This is a genomic window from Xenorhabdus sp. PB30.3, from assembly GCF_963895965.1.
GTDB classification, from domain to species: domain Bacteria; phylum Pseudomonadota; class Gammaproteobacteria; order Enterobacterales; family Enterobacteriaceae; genus Xenorhabdus; species Xenorhabdus stockiae.
Window position 1 is genome coordinate 1 of record NZ_CAWQMW010000151.1, and the last position, 15,403, is coordinate 15,403.

The 15,403-nt window shown below is 43.2% G+C and carries 12 protein-coding genes and 1 other annotated feature; of the genes, 8 read left to right on the top strand and 4 right to left on the bottom strand.

Features of this window, described 5'->3' with window-relative positions:
• The first annotated feature begins 158 nt into the window (after nucleotides 1–158).
• Complete coding sequence (locus tag AACX38_RS14585) at nucleotides 159–887, top strand: ATP-binding cassette domain-containing protein (protein ID WP_099108788.1); 729 nt, start codon at nucleotides 159–161, stop codon at nucleotides 885–887.
• 62 nt (nucleotides 888–949) lie between these two features.
• Here AACX38_RS14585 and ettA read toward each other — a convergent pair whose 3' ends face one another.
• A complete protein-coding gene (gene ettA, locus AACX38_RS14590; RefSeq protein WP_228864769.1) occupies nucleotides 950–2,617 on the bottom strand; it encodes an energy-dependent translational throttle protein EttA in 1,668 nt (555 codons plus the stop codon).
• Nucleotides 2,618–3,233: 616 nt separating this feature from the next.
• Here ettA and sltY point away from each other — a divergent pair.
• Complete coding sequence (gene sltY, locus AACX38_RS14595; RefSeq protein ID WP_228864788.1) at nucleotides 3,234–5,150, top strand: murein transglycosylase; 1,917 nt, start codon at nucleotides 3,234–3,236, stop codon at nucleotides 5,148–5,150.
• Between the two features lie 56 nt (nucleotides 5,151–5,206).
• Nucleotides 5,207–5,527, top strand: a complete 321-nt coding sequence (trpR, locus tag AACX38_RS14600) for a trp operon repressor (protein ID WP_228864771.1) — start codon at nucleotides 5,207–5,209, stop codon at nucleotides 5,525–5,527.
• 100 nt (nucleotides 5,528–5,627) lie between these two features.
• On the opposite strand, the gene yjjX is transcribed toward trpR, so the two are convergent.
• Nucleotides 5,628–6,152: an inosine/xanthosine triphosphatase gene (gene yjjX, locus AACX38_RS14605; protein WP_099108792.1), complete on the bottom strand. Its 525-nt coding sequence runs from the start codon at nucleotides 6,150–6,152 to the stop codon at nucleotides 5,628–5,630.
• Nucleotides 6,153–6,207: 55 nt separating this feature from the next.
• Here yjjX and gpmB point away from each other — a divergent pair, with 55 nt between their 5' ends.
• Nucleotides 6,208–6,855 carry a 2,3-diphosphoglycerate-dependent phosphoglycerate mutase GpmB gene (gene gpmB / locus AACX38_RS14610; RefSeq protein WP_099108793.1) on the top strand — a complete coding sequence of 216 codons (648 nt, stop codon included), beginning with the start codon at nucleotides 6,208–6,210 and terminating at the stop codon, nucleotides 6,853–6,855.
• Here gpmB and robA read toward each other — a convergent pair.
• Nucleotides 6,852–7,733, bottom strand: coding sequence for an MDR efflux pump AcrAB transcriptional activator RobA (gene robA, locus AACX38_RS14615; RefSeq protein WP_228864774.1), 882 nt, complete (start codon nucleotides 7,731–7,733; stop codon nucleotides 6,852–6,854). The genes gpmB and robA overlap by 4 nt on opposite strands.
• A 731-nt stretch (nucleotides 7,734–8,464) precedes the next feature.
• On the opposite strand from robA, the gene creA reads away from it, so the two are divergent.
• Nucleotides 8,465–8,941, top strand: coding sequence for a protein CreA (gene creA / locus AACX38_RS14620; protein WP_099120678.1), 477 nt, complete (start codon nucleotides 8,465–8,467; stop codon nucleotides 8,939–8,941).
• A 123-nt stretch (nucleotides 8,942–9,064) separates the two neighbouring features.
• Here the strand turns inward: creA and arcA are convergent, their stop codons facing one another.
• The gene (arcA, locus tag AACX38_RS14625; protein WP_099120677.1) at nucleotides 9,065–9,781 is read right to left on the bottom strand and encodes a two-component system response regulator ArcA; all 717 of its coding nucleotides are present in this window, start codon (nucleotides 9,779–9,781) and stop codon (nucleotides 9,065–9,067) included.
• A gap of 706 nt (nucleotides 9,782–10,487) precedes the next feature.
• Nucleotides 10,488–10,603 (top strand) — a sequence feature (Thr leader region).
• A 36-nt stretch (nucleotides 10,604–10,639) separates the two neighbouring features.
• Between arcA and thrA the strand changes: the two genes are divergently transcribed.
• Genes thrA through thrC form a run of 3 tightly spaced genes read left to right on the top strand, consistent with a single transcriptional unit; the run spans nucleotide 10,640 to nucleotide 15,353 of the window.
• Nucleotides 10,640–13,099: a bifunctional aspartate kinase/homoserine dehydrogenase I gene (thrA, locus tag AACX38_RS14630; protein ID WP_099120676.1), complete on the top strand. Its 2,460-nt coding sequence runs from the start codon at nucleotides 10,640–10,642 to the stop codon at nucleotides 13,097–13,099.
• Entirely contained in the window at nucleotides 13,081–14,046 is a 966-nt protein-coding gene (thrB, locus tag AACX38_RS14635) for a homoserine kinase (protein ID WP_228864776.1), read from the top strand. The genes thrA and thrB overlap by 19 nt, the downstream gene beginning before the upstream one ends.
• Nucleotides 14,047–14,060: 14 nt before the next feature.
• The gene (thrC, locus tag AACX38_RS14640; RefSeq protein ID WP_228864777.1) at nucleotides 14,061–15,353 is read left to right on the top strand and encodes a threonine synthase; all 1,293 of its coding nucleotides are present in this window, start codon (nucleotides 14,061–14,063) and stop codon (nucleotides 15,351–15,353) included.
• Nucleotides 15,354–15,403: the final 50 nt, after the last annotated feature.

Consider the following 15,403-nt stretch of genomic DNA (forward strand, 5'->3'; position numbering starts at 1 on the left):
TAATTGACATAAGTTTAGTATATTATTACCGAGATATTTCACAAATGAACTATTTAAATTCATATTATGTCTTATTGATATTAATAATACTGTAAATAGATTTAGATAACATATTTAAGGAAAAAGCTTTAACTTTTTAACCTAATTGTGTTGAGAATATGAACTTAAATCAATTTAAATCGATTGAAGTTATCAATATTTCATATGGTTTAACTGGTAATACAGTTAATTATGAAATGATTTCAGACATCACATTTTCTATTATACCAGGTGAAATTACTTTGATAACAGGGCCGAAAGCATCCACAAACAGCACATTGCTATCGATTGCTTCGGGTATGTTACAACCAGATCAAGGAGATGTATTCATTAATAATAACAAGCTAAAACTAATGAGTGATTCCGAGTTAGGTCAGTTTCATTCACAAAGTAGTGGGTTCATTTTCCAGAGTTTTAATTTATCCAGTGAACTTACGCTGTTAGATAACTTGTTATTGTCTAATTCTTACGGATTATCCCTTTCCCGGGAGCTGGCAGTAAAAATTGCACAGAAGTCGTTAGATATTGTGAAATTAGGTGATAAGAGCCGTTACTATCCAGGTGAGCTTTCTGAAAATGAAAGACAGCGAGCAGCTATGGCAAAAGCCATCGTGAAAAGACCTGAATACTTGTTTGCTGATGAACCGACTCGTCACCTGAACCATCAGGAATTAAAGATGTTTATTGATATCTTTAAATTTATCGCTCATGAGCAGAAAGGCACCGTCGTTATCGCCTCTCAGGATAAGCGCCTGATTCAATATGCTGACAGCATGATTACTCTGGAAAGCGGTAAAATTGTTAAGACATATGAGTCCTTTCAGGAACGAAGAGTAATGGTATCCTGATTGTTATTTCCTTAAAAAAACGGCCTGATATCAGGCCGTTTTCTATTTCACTGAAATCAGTTTTACTTACTGATTTTTTTATACTTAATACGGTGCGGTTCCAGTGCTTCAGCACCCAGAGTACGCTTCTTATAATCTTCGTATTCGCTAAAGTTTCCTTCAAAGAAAGTCACTTTACCTTCATCCTGATAATCGATAATGTGCGTTGCAATGCGGTCAAGGAACCAGCGGTCATGGGAAATAACCATCGCACAGCCCGGGAATTCCAGCAGGGCATTTTCCAGCGCACGCAGTGTTTCGATATCCAGATCATTGGTTGGTTCATCCAGCAGCAACATGTTGCCACCAACCTGTAGAAGTTTTGCCAAATGCAGACGTCCACGCTCACCACCGGATAATTCACCCACGCGCTTGCCCTGATCCACACCCTTAAAGTTAAAGCGGCCAACATAGGCGCGGCTTGGGAGCTCAAAGTTACCAATGCGCATAATATCCTGCCCACCGGAAACTTCTTCCCATACCGTTTTCTTATCACCCATGGCATCGCGGAACTGGTCAACAGAGGCTAGTGTTACTGTTTCACCCAGCGCGATTGAACCGGAATCAGGCTGTTCCTGACCTGACAGCATACGGAACAGAGTTGATTTACCGGCACCATTCGGACCAATAATCCCGACAATTGCGCCTTTTGGCAGAGAAAAACTCAAGTCGTCGATCAGAACACGATCACCATAAGATTTGGTCAGGTTGCTGACTTCCAGTACTTTATCTCCCAGACGTGGGCCTGGTGGAATAAACAACTCACTGGTTTCATTGCGCTTTTGATACTCAACATTATTAAGTTCTTCAAAGCGGGCCAAACGTGCCTTACCTTTAGCCTGACGCCCTTTTGGATTCTGACGAACCCATTCCAGTTCTTTCTCAATGGATTTACGGCGAGCCGCTTCTGAAGCAGCTTCCTGCGCCAGACGAGCATCTTTTTGCTCCAGCCATGAAGAGTAGTTACCTTCCCACGGAATACCTTCACCACGGTCAAGTTCCAAAATCCAGCCAGCCACATTATCGAGGAAGTAACGGTCATGGGTAATAGCAACAACAGTGCCTTCATAATCGTGCAGGAAGCGTTCCAGCCACGCCACAGATTCTGCATCAAGGTGGTTGGTTGGTTCATCCAGCAGCAGCATGTCTGGTTTTTCCAGCAGCAGGCGACAAATTGCAACACGGCGACGTTCACCCCCTGACAGGTGCTCAATTTTAGCATCCCATGCAGGTAAACGCAGAGCATCCGCCGCTCTCTCAAGCTGATTATCCAGATTATGACCATCATGAGACTGGATAATCGCTTCCAGCTCACCCTGTTCTTTTGCCAGCTTGTCAAAATCTGCATCAGGATCAGCATATGCCGCATACACTTCATCAAGACGTGTCAGCGCATGCTTAACTTCGCCAACGGCTTCTTCTACCGCTTCGCGAACAGTGTGCTCAAGATTAAGTTTAGGCTCCTGTGGCAAATAGCCGATTTTAATCCCAGGCTGTGGGCGAGCTTCTCCCTCAATATCTTTATCAATGCCCGCCATAATACGCAGTAAGGTCGATTTACCGGCACCATTCAGACCAAGAACGCCGATTTTTGCTCCGGGGAAAAAACTAAGAGAGATATTTTTCAGAATATGCCTTTTCGGGGGAACAATTTTTCCAACCCGGTGCATACTATAAACATATTGAGCCAAAGTAATGTACCTTTTTGATAATTAAGGAAATATATAATATTCATTGACGTTTAAGGGGCTAGGATGGCGTATTCTACCCTAAATTAATGCCGTCGTGTTGCTACCTGTTTAGCATTCTTTTCACACGATCAAACGGAGGTGAGGTAATGATCTTTATCTTCCGGGCTACCTCTTCGTTGGTTTCGTGCCGGCTTTCCTCACTCATACCAGCCTGCGTTTTTATCAATAGATGTTTATCTATTCTTCCAGAGATTAATGAGAAGTTCCTGCCCCTCAGCAGAAATCAGCTCTTTGACTGAGTAAATTCGTTTCCGGCGAATTTACCATTCCCTTGCCGCTGCGATGTCTCTTGAAATTCCCTGAGAATTAAGAATGCTGAAATACAGCTTTTCTATTTTATCATCTGATTGAAATAATTAACGTATTGTATGAATCAAATAAATTAATAACCAATTATGGCAATAATATTTAAGTCATATCTTTTTTCTTACCTAAACTTGCAATCAAACCACTAATTTTTACATTCATTAGTATGATAAAACACTTCAATATTATTATAATTAAAACAATTAATGTATTGTTCGTTGCCGTCAATTTTCTGGAGGAGTATGTGACTATAAATAAGTGGCAGCATTTTATCATGGCTGTCAGTCTGGCTTCTGTTGTTGGTATAGCACAGGCTGATTCTCTGGAAGCCCAGCGTGAGCGATATCAGGCAATAAAACTCGCATGGGATGCGAAAAACATGCAAGAAGTTGAACGGTTGATGCCCACACTGAAGGATTATCCCCTGTATCCTTACCTTGAGTATCGGCAATTAGTTCATAACCTAAAAATGACATCTCCTCAGCAGGTACGCCATTTTATTGACACTCACCCAACCCTGCCACCGGCTAATTCCCTGTCATCCCGATATATCAATTTACTGGCGAGTGACGGAAACTGGCATAGCCTTCTGGCATTCAGCCCCCATAAACCAAATAACGTAGCAGCAAGCTGCAATTACTATTTTGCGAATTGGGTAACCGGAAAGCACAAGACGGCGTGGGAAGGAGCCAGAGAAATTTGGTTACGAGGGAGTTCGTTACCCGATGATTGTGATAGTTTACTGGACGTCTGGGAGCGTTCCGGCTATTTATCCGTAAATTTAATATTGCAACGTATCGAACTCGCCGTAAACGAGAATAACACGACACTTGCCAATTATCTTATTAATCGCCTACCCTTCGACTACCATAGCTTAAAGGCTCATTTACAAAAACTGCAAAGTGATCCCACATCTGTTGAACATTTTGCCAGAACAGTAAAGCCAACGAACTTTACCCGCTTCTTTGTCACTAATGCATTTTCCCATTTTGCCCATAAAAATACAGAAAAAGCCCGGCTCAGTATTCATTCCATCGCCCGGGCACAAAAAATGAATGAAACAGAAAGGCAGAAATTAAAAGATATCGTGGCCTGGCAATTAATGGGAGAAATTACACCGGAACAGGAAAAATGGCGGGATAACGCAATTCGTGAATCACATTCCAGCACATTAATCGAACGTCGTGCCCGTCTGGCACTCAGGAATGCTGATGAAAAAGGGTTAGCTGAATGGTTAAATCTTTTACCTAAAAATATCCTGCAAAAAGATGAATGGCAATACTGGAGCGCCATCACCTTGTTGAATACAGGAAAGAAAAAAGAAGGAGACTTAATACTACGTAAGCTGATGGAACAGCGTGGTTTCTACCCTATGGTAGCAGCACAGAAATTACATCTGCCCTATCCTCTGGTTATCAATAAATCAGAAAGACCCGACGCCTCTATTGCGAAATTGCCACAGATTAAGCGGGTACGTGAATTAATGTATTGGCATATGGATGATCTGGCTCGTTCAGAATGGATAAATCTCGTTTCAGCACAAAACAGCACAAAGAAAGAGCAACTGGCCCGCTATGCTTTTGAACAGAACTGGCCTACCCTCAGTGTGCAGGCTACCATTGTGGGTAAAATGTGGGATCATCTTGAAGAGCGTTTTCCTCTGGCATGGCAAAATGAATTTGCTCATTTCACCTCAGATAAAAGTATTTCACAAAGTTATGCCATGGCTATTGCACGACAGGAAAGTGCGTGGGATCCACAGGCTCGCTCACCAAAAGGGGCAAGCGGATTGATGCAACTTATGCCAGCAACAGCGGAACATACCGCAAAGAGTAAAAAAATTGATGGCTACGCCAGCAGTAACCAATTGATGAACCCGACCATGAATATCAAAATTGGCACTGCATATCTGGAATCGGTGTACCAGAATTTCGGCAATAACCGCATACTCGCCAGTGCTGCTTATAATGCAGGCCCCAGAAATGTTGAACGCTGGCTGGCCAATAGTGCGGGAAACATCAATGCCATCGCATTCATCGAAAGTATTCCATTTGCTGAAACACGTGCCTACGTCAAAAATGTTCTGGCTTATGACATGTTTTACCATAATTTTATGGGAAATTTAGTTAATGTCTTAACCGACTCAGAATGGCAAAGACGTTACTAATTTCAGATACAATTATGGTATTATTTTGTACTAGTTAAATAGTATGGCTAAAAATTATGACACAAAATCATTTGATTGACCCTGCACTTTCCCCAGAAGAGGGTGATGACTGGTTTGCTTTTGTAAAATTATTACAAACAGCATTCGAACAAAATTTGCAACATCAGATTTTGCAGTTATTATTGACACCCGATGAGCGTACAGCACTATCAACCAGAGTTCGGATTATTCAAGAATTAATGCGAGGGAAAATGAGCCAGCGCGAGCTGAAAAACGAACTTAGTGTTGGGATTGCAACAATCACGCGTGGTTCAAATAGCCTGAAATCAGCGCCAGCTCACGTCAAAGAATGGCTGGAAACACAATTATTGAAGTAAATCTATTGTGGTAATAATCGGTTAGAAAAAAGCATTTTTATATTATTAGATACAGAGGCCATAACATCATGGCCTTCTGTGACTGGATCATTAAAGTTGGTTATTCAATATCTTTGTAAATTTCATGATGAATAGGAACGAGAGCCAGTATCAATGCCTGATGATAAACACTAGTGCGAGTCAGGATACCATTGGTAAAAAAGCCAATTGCCCCACCTTTCTGTTTGATATTATCAACACCGGTCAAATAAGCCATTTCGTGACCAAGCTCACGCCCTTCACGAATGCCTTCCAGTACCTTTTCAGGCAGCATCAGGCTGGCAGAGCGCGATTCACCCCGAATTTGTTTATATTCAATAACCATCCAGGCAAATGTCATGTCATCTTCGATTCCGGCTTCAACACCGACCCAAAAATCGGCTTCCGGCCGAACCTGACGAGCAGCCATAACCCGATGGCGGGCACCGGTACGAGTTTCAGTATTACCAATTGGCTGTTGAGGAACACTGCTATCTACATCGACATCTTCTATACGATATGTTCCTGCTCCAAAAACATCATCAAATGCAAGGCTAATCGCTTTTATTTTCGCAGGGTTAGTGGTTGCAGCAATAACATGGTACATAATAAATAAGTAATCCTTTGAACTATTTCATGATGCAGTATAACGGAAAATAAATATGTTACAGGTATATCTTGTTCGTCATGGCGAAACAGAATGGAACTTGGCTCGTCGTATTCAGGGACAATCTGACAGCCCATTAACTGAAACCGGACGACGTCAGGCACTATTGGTAGCACAAAAAGTAAAATCAGAGAACATCACACATGTTATCACTAGTGACCTCGGTCGCACACGCCAAACCGCAGAAATTATCGCACAAGCTTGCGGTTGTGAAGTGATATTAGAGCCTCGTTTACGGGAAATAAACATGGGTGTTCTTGAAAACCGTGATCTGAACTCCCTGACCCAAGAAGAAGAAACATGGCGTAAAAGTCTCGTTGATGGCACACCAAACGGGCGGATACCAGAAGGCGAATCCATGAGTGAGTTATCCGAACGGATGCGTGCCGCACTGGAAAGTTGCCGTGACCTGCCAGCCGGAAGCCGCCCTTTACTGGTAAGCCACGGGATGGCATTAGTCAGTCTGGTCTGTTCAATTTTAGGATTACCGGCCAATTCCGAGCGACGCTTACGGCTGAGAAACTGTTCTATCTCAAGAGTCGATTATCAGGATAGCCCATGGCTGGCCCCTGGCTGGATTGTTGAAACAGCGGGCGATATCACACATCTGGATATGCCCGCGCTAGATGAGCTGCAAGGTTAGCGCTGAATCGGGATGAGATATTCAAATTCCACAACGTGGCTTTGAGACTCATCCTGCAATTTTTTCCTTTCAAGATTAGTGAGATAGTATCGCTCAACATCATACCCTTTTCTGCGGGTAATATTTAATTGAGGTAAACAGACAGTGTAGATATTGGAGAGAAACTCATCGAGCTGATCTTCTTTACCAAAATAACTGAATGAAATGTACTCCCCACCCGGTAAAACAACCGGCTGGCTATCCTTGGTGTCAAAGGTCGCATACTCCGGCTCTATTGCCGTGGTATAGAAAACTGTCTGCTCATCTTCATGCTCCGCGCTGACGGTGGAGTGATGCAAGCCATACAATTTAGGCGGCAAGACTTCCGCGTGTTGCAAATAGGCAACCCAGTAATTGTGGCGCATTTCCGTACAGGCTTTTGACCATTGCTCCAGAGTGTAAGAACAGCTGTGCTCAATACCCGTCAGCAACTGATCTTCCAGAATCACAAACTTATGTTCAGGTAACGGTTTGTTATCCAACATAATAGGAGCACAAAGACCGCTAGCACACCACTCTTCACTTCGGCGGTAAGAGGCTGGCGTCCGATTAAACTGTTTTTTGAATGCTCTGGTAAAGGTTTGTTGAGAATCAAAACGATATTGCAGAGCAATGTCCAGAATGGGACGACTAGTCAAACGCAGCGCAACAGCAGCTTTAGACAGCCGTCTGGCGCGGATATAAGAACCAATCGCTTGTCCTGTAACATCCTTAAACATGCGCTGTAAGTGCCACTTGGAATAACCTGCTTTTGCTGCAACATGATCGAGGGACAGAGGACGATCCAGATTATTATCCAGCCAATGCAGCAGATCTCGAATGATGTTGGTTTGATCCATACATCTCCCTAATTCATCAAGACAAAAAGAAAACCATACAACTGTAAGATAACTGACTGTTATAAAAAAATTTAAGGATGAAAATGCTATATAGATTAATTAATAATGAGTACCTATCATTTCCAAACACTAAGATGATTTTAACTGCCTGATTTTTCACTTCATCAGGCATACCGTCGTTTTCACAACACAGTCCTTTTCCCTGTCATGACAGCAATACCTATTGTGGCTATCCAAACAAACGTTACTTTATTGCTACTCCTAAGAAGTGGCATTTTCTCTTGCGTGATAAAACAAAGCACCATGACATAATCACAACGGATAAAAATCAGACACTAAATTAAACAAGAAAAATCTTGGAATAAACTAATGGTAAATCTGATCATTTGCAAGCTTAGCTTTAGGATCCTTTACAACAAATGAAAAGATCAATAATTAGATAATCGTCTCCTACCTGTTTATATTAGTAGATGAAAACCATCTGACCTTCGATTCCAGCGGCTTTCGATAAAGAAAGAATTTTCACGCAGTATTTAGAAAATTATGGAAATCATGAAGGACAGCTTAAAGCCCTTTTGTTTACTCATTTTGCATGTATATTTAGCTATAATGCCATGTTTTTCTTTATAGATACATAAACTAATCAAATGACGTTACAAAAATCATTAATTCGCATTATATGCTAATACTGGATATTTTCACTGCATTTATTTAATTCAAGTGGACTAAATATGGTAACAATTAAGAAAATAGTGATTGCTGTTGTCCTGCTGTGTTCTCCAACGATCCTGCACGCCGAAGAGATAGGTTCTGTTGATACTGTGTTCAAATTTTTTGGCCCGGATAACAAAATAGTCATTGAAGCTTTTGATGATCCTGATGTTAAAAATGTGACCTGCTATTTAAGCAGAGCGAAGACAGGAGGTATCAAAGGAGGCTTGGGATTAGCGGAAGATACTTCTGATGCCGCAATCTCCTGTCAACAGGTTGGCCCGATCGAAGTAGCAGAAAAGATCCTTAAATCGCCGAAAAAAGGGCAGGTTGTTTTCCAGAAAAGAACATCACTGGTATTTAAAAAGCTTCAGGTTGTTCGCTTTTTCGATCCAAAACGTAATTCTCTGATCTACCTAACTTATTCCGATAAAGTTATTGATGGCTCACCAAAAAATGCCATCAGTGCTGTACCGATTATGCCGTGGAAAGAGTAAGGTAATATAAGCAATAAAATTAAAAGCCCTGATGCCATTAGGTATTCAGGGCTTTTAAAAAGATAAGGTATTTTTACAAATACGATATTTTTTAGAATAAATCAGTGGCAGGTGTAGTATCGATTAGTCTTCTAAATCACCACAAAAACGATAACCTTCACCATGAATGGTAGCGATGATTTCCGGAGTATCCGGTGTAGATTCAAAATGTTTACGAATCCGGCGGATAGTCACATCGACAGTACGATCATGTGGCTTCAGCTCACGCCCGGTCATTTTTTTCAACAGTTCTGCACGAGTCTGAATTTTCCCCGGATTCTCGCAGAAATGGAGCATCGCACGGAATTCACTACGTGGCAGTTTATAATGATCTCCCATCGGGCTGACCAGAGAACGGCTGTTGATATCCAGCTCCCAGCCATTGAACCTGTAGCTTTCAACCTGACGACGTTCTTCACCTACATGGCTCAGATTCATCGTACGGGAAAGCAGATTACGTGCCCGAATGGTTAACTCCCGTGGGTTGAAAGGCTTAGTGATGTAATCATCAGCACCAATTTCAAGCCCAAGTATCTTATCCACCTCATTATCACGCCCAGTTAAAAACATCAGGGCAACATTCGCCTGCTCACGTAATTCACGGGCAAGAAGTAACCCGTTTTTGCCTGGCAGATTGATATCCATAATCACTAAGTTGATATCGTTATCTGACAAAATATTGTGCATTTCTGAGCCATCAGTGGCTTCATAAACAACATACCCTTCAGCTTCAAAAATGCTTTTCAGGGTATTGCGTGTGACAATTTCGTCTTCAACAATCAAAATGTGCGGGGTTTGCATAGTTGCTACCTAAAATCGCTAAAAAAATAGAACCTATATGACATAAGCCGTTATTATTAATAGAAAATATTCTGTTCTCGTTCTGAATCACAGAAAACGCGGCTCATGTCTAAAAAATAAATGTTGTTGATATGTTTTACGCTAAAAGCACCTGTTACTTTTCCCTGAGGGTACATACCTAAAAAACCCCAATCAGAACAGGAGCTATATTAGTCTATTAACAGCAATATAACAGCTAGTAATGCATTTGCCCTCTAAAAAAACCAACTTTTGTTGATACATATCAAAATCAATTGTAGCACGTTAACATTATTTGTAATTGTTAATTTTAAATTAACAATACTGTTATATTTTTGGTGATTTTATGTTAATTAAAAGTGTCGTTATCTCCAACCTCTAAAGAGATCACACAACACTCAAATGTTAAAATCAGCGTGTTTTATCATAAAGACGAAATAATTACAAAATATGTTTTTTATAAAATTAAATGCTAGTAAAAATATTTGAAGCCGGATAATGACCAAATCAGTTAAAGATACTTTGAACGATTACAACACATAAAATGGCGTTTTTCTCCGCTGTAATTGTAAAAATTATTTGACTTCGACCACAGTTTCCTTTAACCAATAGGGGTCGAACAGAATAAAAAGACAGACAGGAAACCATGCGAGACATCAGCCCGAAAAATACAATTACCTCAAAAGTAATCACTGCAAACACAATCACCACGATTACCACCGGAACTACAGGTTACGGTGCGGGCTAACGCATAAAATAAAATAGTAAAAAGCCCGTATCCAACAAGATACGGGCTTTTTTTTGACCCTTTTTTAACAGTAAGTCAGGAGAGAAATACCAATGCGTGTACTTAAATTTGGAGGCACTTCAGTCGCAAACTACCAACGCGTACTGAGTGTGGCAGATATCGCTGAAAGTGAGCTACCCCTTGGGCAGGTTGCTCTAGTCCTTTCTGCCCCCGCAAAAATCACGAACCATTTAGTGGCAATGGTCGCTAAAACGGTTGCAGGGCAGGATATTGTTTCCAACATCAGCGATACTATCCAAATATTTACTGATTTACTGTCGGGGTTAAAAGAGCATCAGCCAAATTTCGATTATGAAAACCTGAAAACGCTCATGGAGCGTGAGTTTGCGCACCTGAAACAAACACTGCATGGTATTTCTCTGTTGAAACAGTGCCCGGATAGCATTAATGCCTCCCTGATTTGCTGTGGCGAAAAATTATCCATTGCTATTATGGCTGCCGTACTACAAGCCCGCGGACATAAAGTTTCTGTGATCGATCCGGTTAAAAACCTGCTTGCTCATGGGCATTACCTCGAATCCACAGTTGATATTCACGAATCCTCCAAACGTATTGCAGCCCTGAATATACCTTCTGACCATATTATTCTGATGGCCGGTTTTACGGCAGGTAATGATAATGGTGAGCTCGTCGTTCTCGGACGTAATGGTTCTGATTACTCAGCCGCCGTGCTGGCCGCCTGTTTACGCGCCGATTGCTGTGAAATCTGGACTGACGTAGATGGCGTTTATACCTGTGACCCACGATCTGTTGCCGATGCCCGTCTGTTGAAAAGCCTGTCATATCAGGAAGCAATGGAACTTTCCTATTTCGGTGCAAAAGTGCTTCATCCCCGGACTATTGCCCCTATCGCCCAGTTCCAGATCCCCTGCCTGATTAAAAACACTGTCAATCCTGATGCGCCGGGTACCTTTATCGGGAACGGGCAAAAAGATGACAGCATGCTTATTAAAGGGATCACTAACCTGAATCATATGGCGATGATTAACGTTTCAGGTCCCGGCATGAAAGGCATGGTAGGTATGGCAGCAAGAGTCTTTGCTGTGATGTCCCGTTCAGGCATTTCCGTTGTCCTGATCACTCAGTCTTCATCAGAATACAGCATCAGTTTCTGTGTACCGCAAAAAGAGCTGAACAGAGCACAGAGAGCGCTGACCGAAGAGTTTTATCTGGAGTTAAAAGATGGTGCGCTTGATCCTATTGATGTTATCGATAATCTCGCCATTATTTCTGTCGTGGGTGACGGAATGCGTACACAGCGTGGCATCTCTGCCCGTTTCTTCTCAGCACTGACCCGCGCCAATATCAATATCATTGCTCTCGCGCAAGGCTCATCAGAGCGTTCCATCTCCGCAGTGATTGACAATGATAACGCAACAACCGCAGTGCGGCTCTGTCATCAAATGCTGTTCAATACCGCTCAGGTGGTTGAAGTCTTTGTTGTCGGCGTAGGCGGTGTCGGCAGTGCATTAATCGAACAAATCCGCCGCCAGCAGTCATGGCTGAAGCAAAAACACATTGATCTGCGCGTATGCGGAATTGCCAACTCACGGGCGATGTTAACCGATATGCAGGGCATCAGTCTGGATAACTGGCAGCAGGCTTTGTCAGAAGCCAGCGAACCTTTCAGCCTGAGCCGTTTAATCCGGCTCGAAAAAGAGTACCATCTCCTGAATCCGGTTATCGTTGATTGTACATCTAATCAATCTATCGCTGAGCAGTATTCCAGCTTCCTGAGTGATGGCTTCAACGTTGTTACGCCGAATAAAAAAGCTAATACGCTTTCCATGGCCTACTATCGTGAGATCCGTCGTGCGGCAGAAAACTCAAAACGTAAATTCCTGTATGACACCAACGTAGGCGCAGGCTTACCGGTTATCGAAAATCTACAGAATTTGCTGAATGCCGGTGATGAACTGGTTCAGTTCAACGGGATCCTGTCAGGTTCTCTGTCTTATATCTTCGGTATGCTGGATGAAGGGATGACACTTTCGCAAGCAACCCTGCTGGCAAAAGAAAAAGGCTTCACTGAACCTGATCCGCGTGACGATCTCTCTGGCATGGATGTTGCGCGTAAGCTCTTAATTCTGGCCCGTGAATCCGGTTATGAACTGGAATTGGAGGATATTCACGTCGAGCCGGTTTTACCTGCCTCATTTGATTCCAATGGTGATGTCACTGACTTCCTGCAACGTCTGCCACAGTTGGATCAGGAATTTATCCGCCGGGTTGCAGATGCCGCAGAGCAAGGAAAAGTGCTGCGCTATGTCGGTATTATTGAACAGGGCCGCTGTATGGTTAAAATCGCTGCTGTTGATGGTAATGATCCGCTGTATAAAGTTAAAAATGGTGAAAACGCACTGGCTTTCTATACCCGTTATTATCAACCTATCCCGCTGGTACTGCGCGGTTACGGCGCCGGAAATGATGTCACGGCAGCGGGTGTTTTTGCTGATATATTACGCACTTTGTCATGGAAATTGGGAGTTTAATGATGGTCAGGGTTTATGCACCTGCCTCTATCGGAAACGTTGGGGTTGGGTTTGATGTGCTCGGTGCAGCAGTTTCTCCGGTTGATGGCTCACTGCTTGGCGATTGTGTTTCAGTCAAAGCCGCAGAGAAGTTTACGTTAAGTAATGAAGGGAAATTTGTCAGCAAACTGCCCGGAAATCCCAAACACAATATTGTTTACCAATGTTGGCAACTCTTTTGCCAGCGTTTGGGTAAAGAACTGCCCGTCGCCATGACGCTGGAAAAAAATATGCCGATAGGCTCCGGGCTGGGTTCCAGTGCCTGTTCGGTTGTTGCTGCACTGGTCGCCTTAAATGAATATGCCGGCCATCCTTTTGGTCGCGACCAGTTACTGGAGATGATGGGAGAACTGGAAGGCCGAATTTCCGGCGGCGTACACTATGACAATGTCGCTCCCTGTTATCTTGGCGGCCTGCAACTTATTATGGCACAGGAAGTCATGCCGCAGGGAGATGCTGTTTGCCAATCCATTCCCGCTTTTGAGGACTGGTTGTGGGTGATGGCCTACCCCGGCATCAAAGTTTCTACATCAGAAGCCCGCGCCATTTTGCCTGCCCACTATTCGCGCAGTGATATCATTAATCATGGCCGTTATTTTGCCGGATTTATTCATGCCTGCCATACCGGGCAATCCCGTTTAGCCGCCAACTTAATGAAAGATATTGTCGGCGAACCTTATCGTACACAGCTTTTACCCGGTTTTGCTAACGCTCGTGAAGGAGTAAAAAAACGGGGTGCGCTGGCATGCAGTATTTCCGGCTCTGGCCCGACACTGTTTGCAATTTGCAATGAAATGGCAATAGCTGAAGAAGTCGCTCAATGGCTGCAACAACATTACGTACAAAATGATGAAGGTTTTGTTCATATTTGCCGTCTGGATCTCGCAGGCGCACGACAGATAGGGTAACAGGTAGGATAATAATGAAATTATATAATTTAAAAGACAGTCACGAGCAGGTCAGCTTTTCACAGGCCGTTAAACAAGGGTTAGGAAAACAGCAGGGGTTATTTTTCCCACAGGATTTACCGGAATTCAGTCGTGCCGAAATTGATGAGTTATTAAAACTGGATTTTGTCAGCCGTAGCCAGCGGATACTTTCAGCTTTTATTGGTGACGAAATCCCGGCTGACCAACTGGCTGAACGTGTTAAGAATGCGTTTGCTTTCCCTGCCCCTGTATCGACTGTCGAAAATGACATCGCTTCACTTGAGCTTTATCACGGCCCGACACTGGCTTTTAAAGACTTTGGCGGACGTTTTATGGCCCAGATCCTGACTCAGATCGCAGGTGAGCAACCGGTCACTATTCTAACCGCAACTTCCGGTGATACCGGGGCAGCGGTTGCTCATGCCTTTTATGGTCTGAGTAACGTGCAGGTTGTGATCCTCTATCCAGAAGGAAAAATCAGCCCGCTACAGGAAAAACTGTTCTGCACATTGGGTGGCAACATCCATACTGTCGCGATTCAAAGTGACTTTGACGCCTGTCAGGCATTGGTTAAACAGTCATTTGATGATGAAGAACTGAAACAGGCACTGCATCTCAACTCTGCAAACTCGATTAATATCAGCCGTCTTTTGGCGCAGATTTGCTATTACTTTGAAGCCGTCGCACAAATTCCGGCAGGAAAACGTGACCAACTGGTCATTTCAGTTCCAAGTGGAAATTTCGGCAACCTGACCGCGGGCCTGCTGGCAAAATCAATGGGATTACCGGTGAAGCGTTTTATCGCAGCGACTAACGTTAACGACACCGTTCCCCGCTATCTGGCAGAAGGAAAATGGCTGCCTAATCAAACCGTTGCCACCCTTTCCAACGCAATGGATGTCAGCCAGCCTAATAACTGGCCACGCATTGAAGAACTGTTCAACCGTAAAGGCTGGGCACTCAGCGAACTGGGCAATGGCGTTGTCGATGACAAAACCACGCAGGACACCATGCGAGAGCTTGCAGCAAAAGGCTATATTTCTGAGCCACATGCTGCGGTTGCTTATCGCGTTCTGCGTGATCAATTACAGGATGGTGAATATGGTTTATTCCTGGGAACTGCGCATCCGGCAAAATTCAAGGAAAGTGTCGAAGAGACACTCGGCCAATCATTACCACTGCCACAAGAATTAGCAGAACGAGCAGATATGGAATTGTTATCCCACCTCCTGCCTGCTGATTTCGCTACATTACGCGAATTTCTGATGGCAAAAGCCTCGAAATAACCTAGCATTTGTCACTCCACTCATTATTGTGGAGTGACACTATTTATCAA

Coding starts and splice junctions, on each gene's coding strand:
- arcA (WP_099120677.1), bottom strand. CDS start 9,781: ATGCAAACCCCGCACATTTTGATTGTTGAAGACGAAATTGTCACACGC.
- creA (WP_099120678.1), top strand. CDS start 8,465: ATGGTAACAATTAAGAAAATAGTGATTGCTGTTGTCCTGCTGTGTTCT.
- AACX38_RS14585 (WP_099108788.1), top strand. CDS start 159: ATGAACTTAAATCAATTTAAATCGATTGAAGTTATCAATATTTCATAT.
- thrA (WP_099120676.1), top strand. CDS start 10,640: ATGCGTGTACTTAAATTTGGAGGCACTTCAGTCGCAAACTACCAACGC.
- robA (WP_228864774.1), bottom strand. CDS start 7,733: ATGGATCAAACCAACATCATTCGAGATCTGCTGCATTGGCTGGATAAT.
- gpmB (WP_099108793.1), top strand. CDS start 6,208: ATGTTACAGGTATATCTTGTTCGTCATGGCGAAACAGAATGGAACTTG.
- trpR (WP_228864771.1), top strand. CDS start 5,207: ATGACACAAAATCATTTGATTGACCCTGCACTTTCCCCAGAAGAGGGT.
- thrB (WP_228864776.1), top strand. CDS start 13,081: ATGGAAATTGGGAGTTTAATGATGGTCAGGGTTTATGCACCTGCCTCT.
- thrC (WP_228864777.1), top strand. CDS start 14,061: ATGAAATTATATAATTTAAAAGACAGTCACGAGCAGGTCAGCTTTTCA.
- yjjX (WP_099108792.1), bottom strand. CDS start 6,152: ATGTACCATGTTATTGCTGCAACCACTAACCCTGCGAAAATAAAAGCG.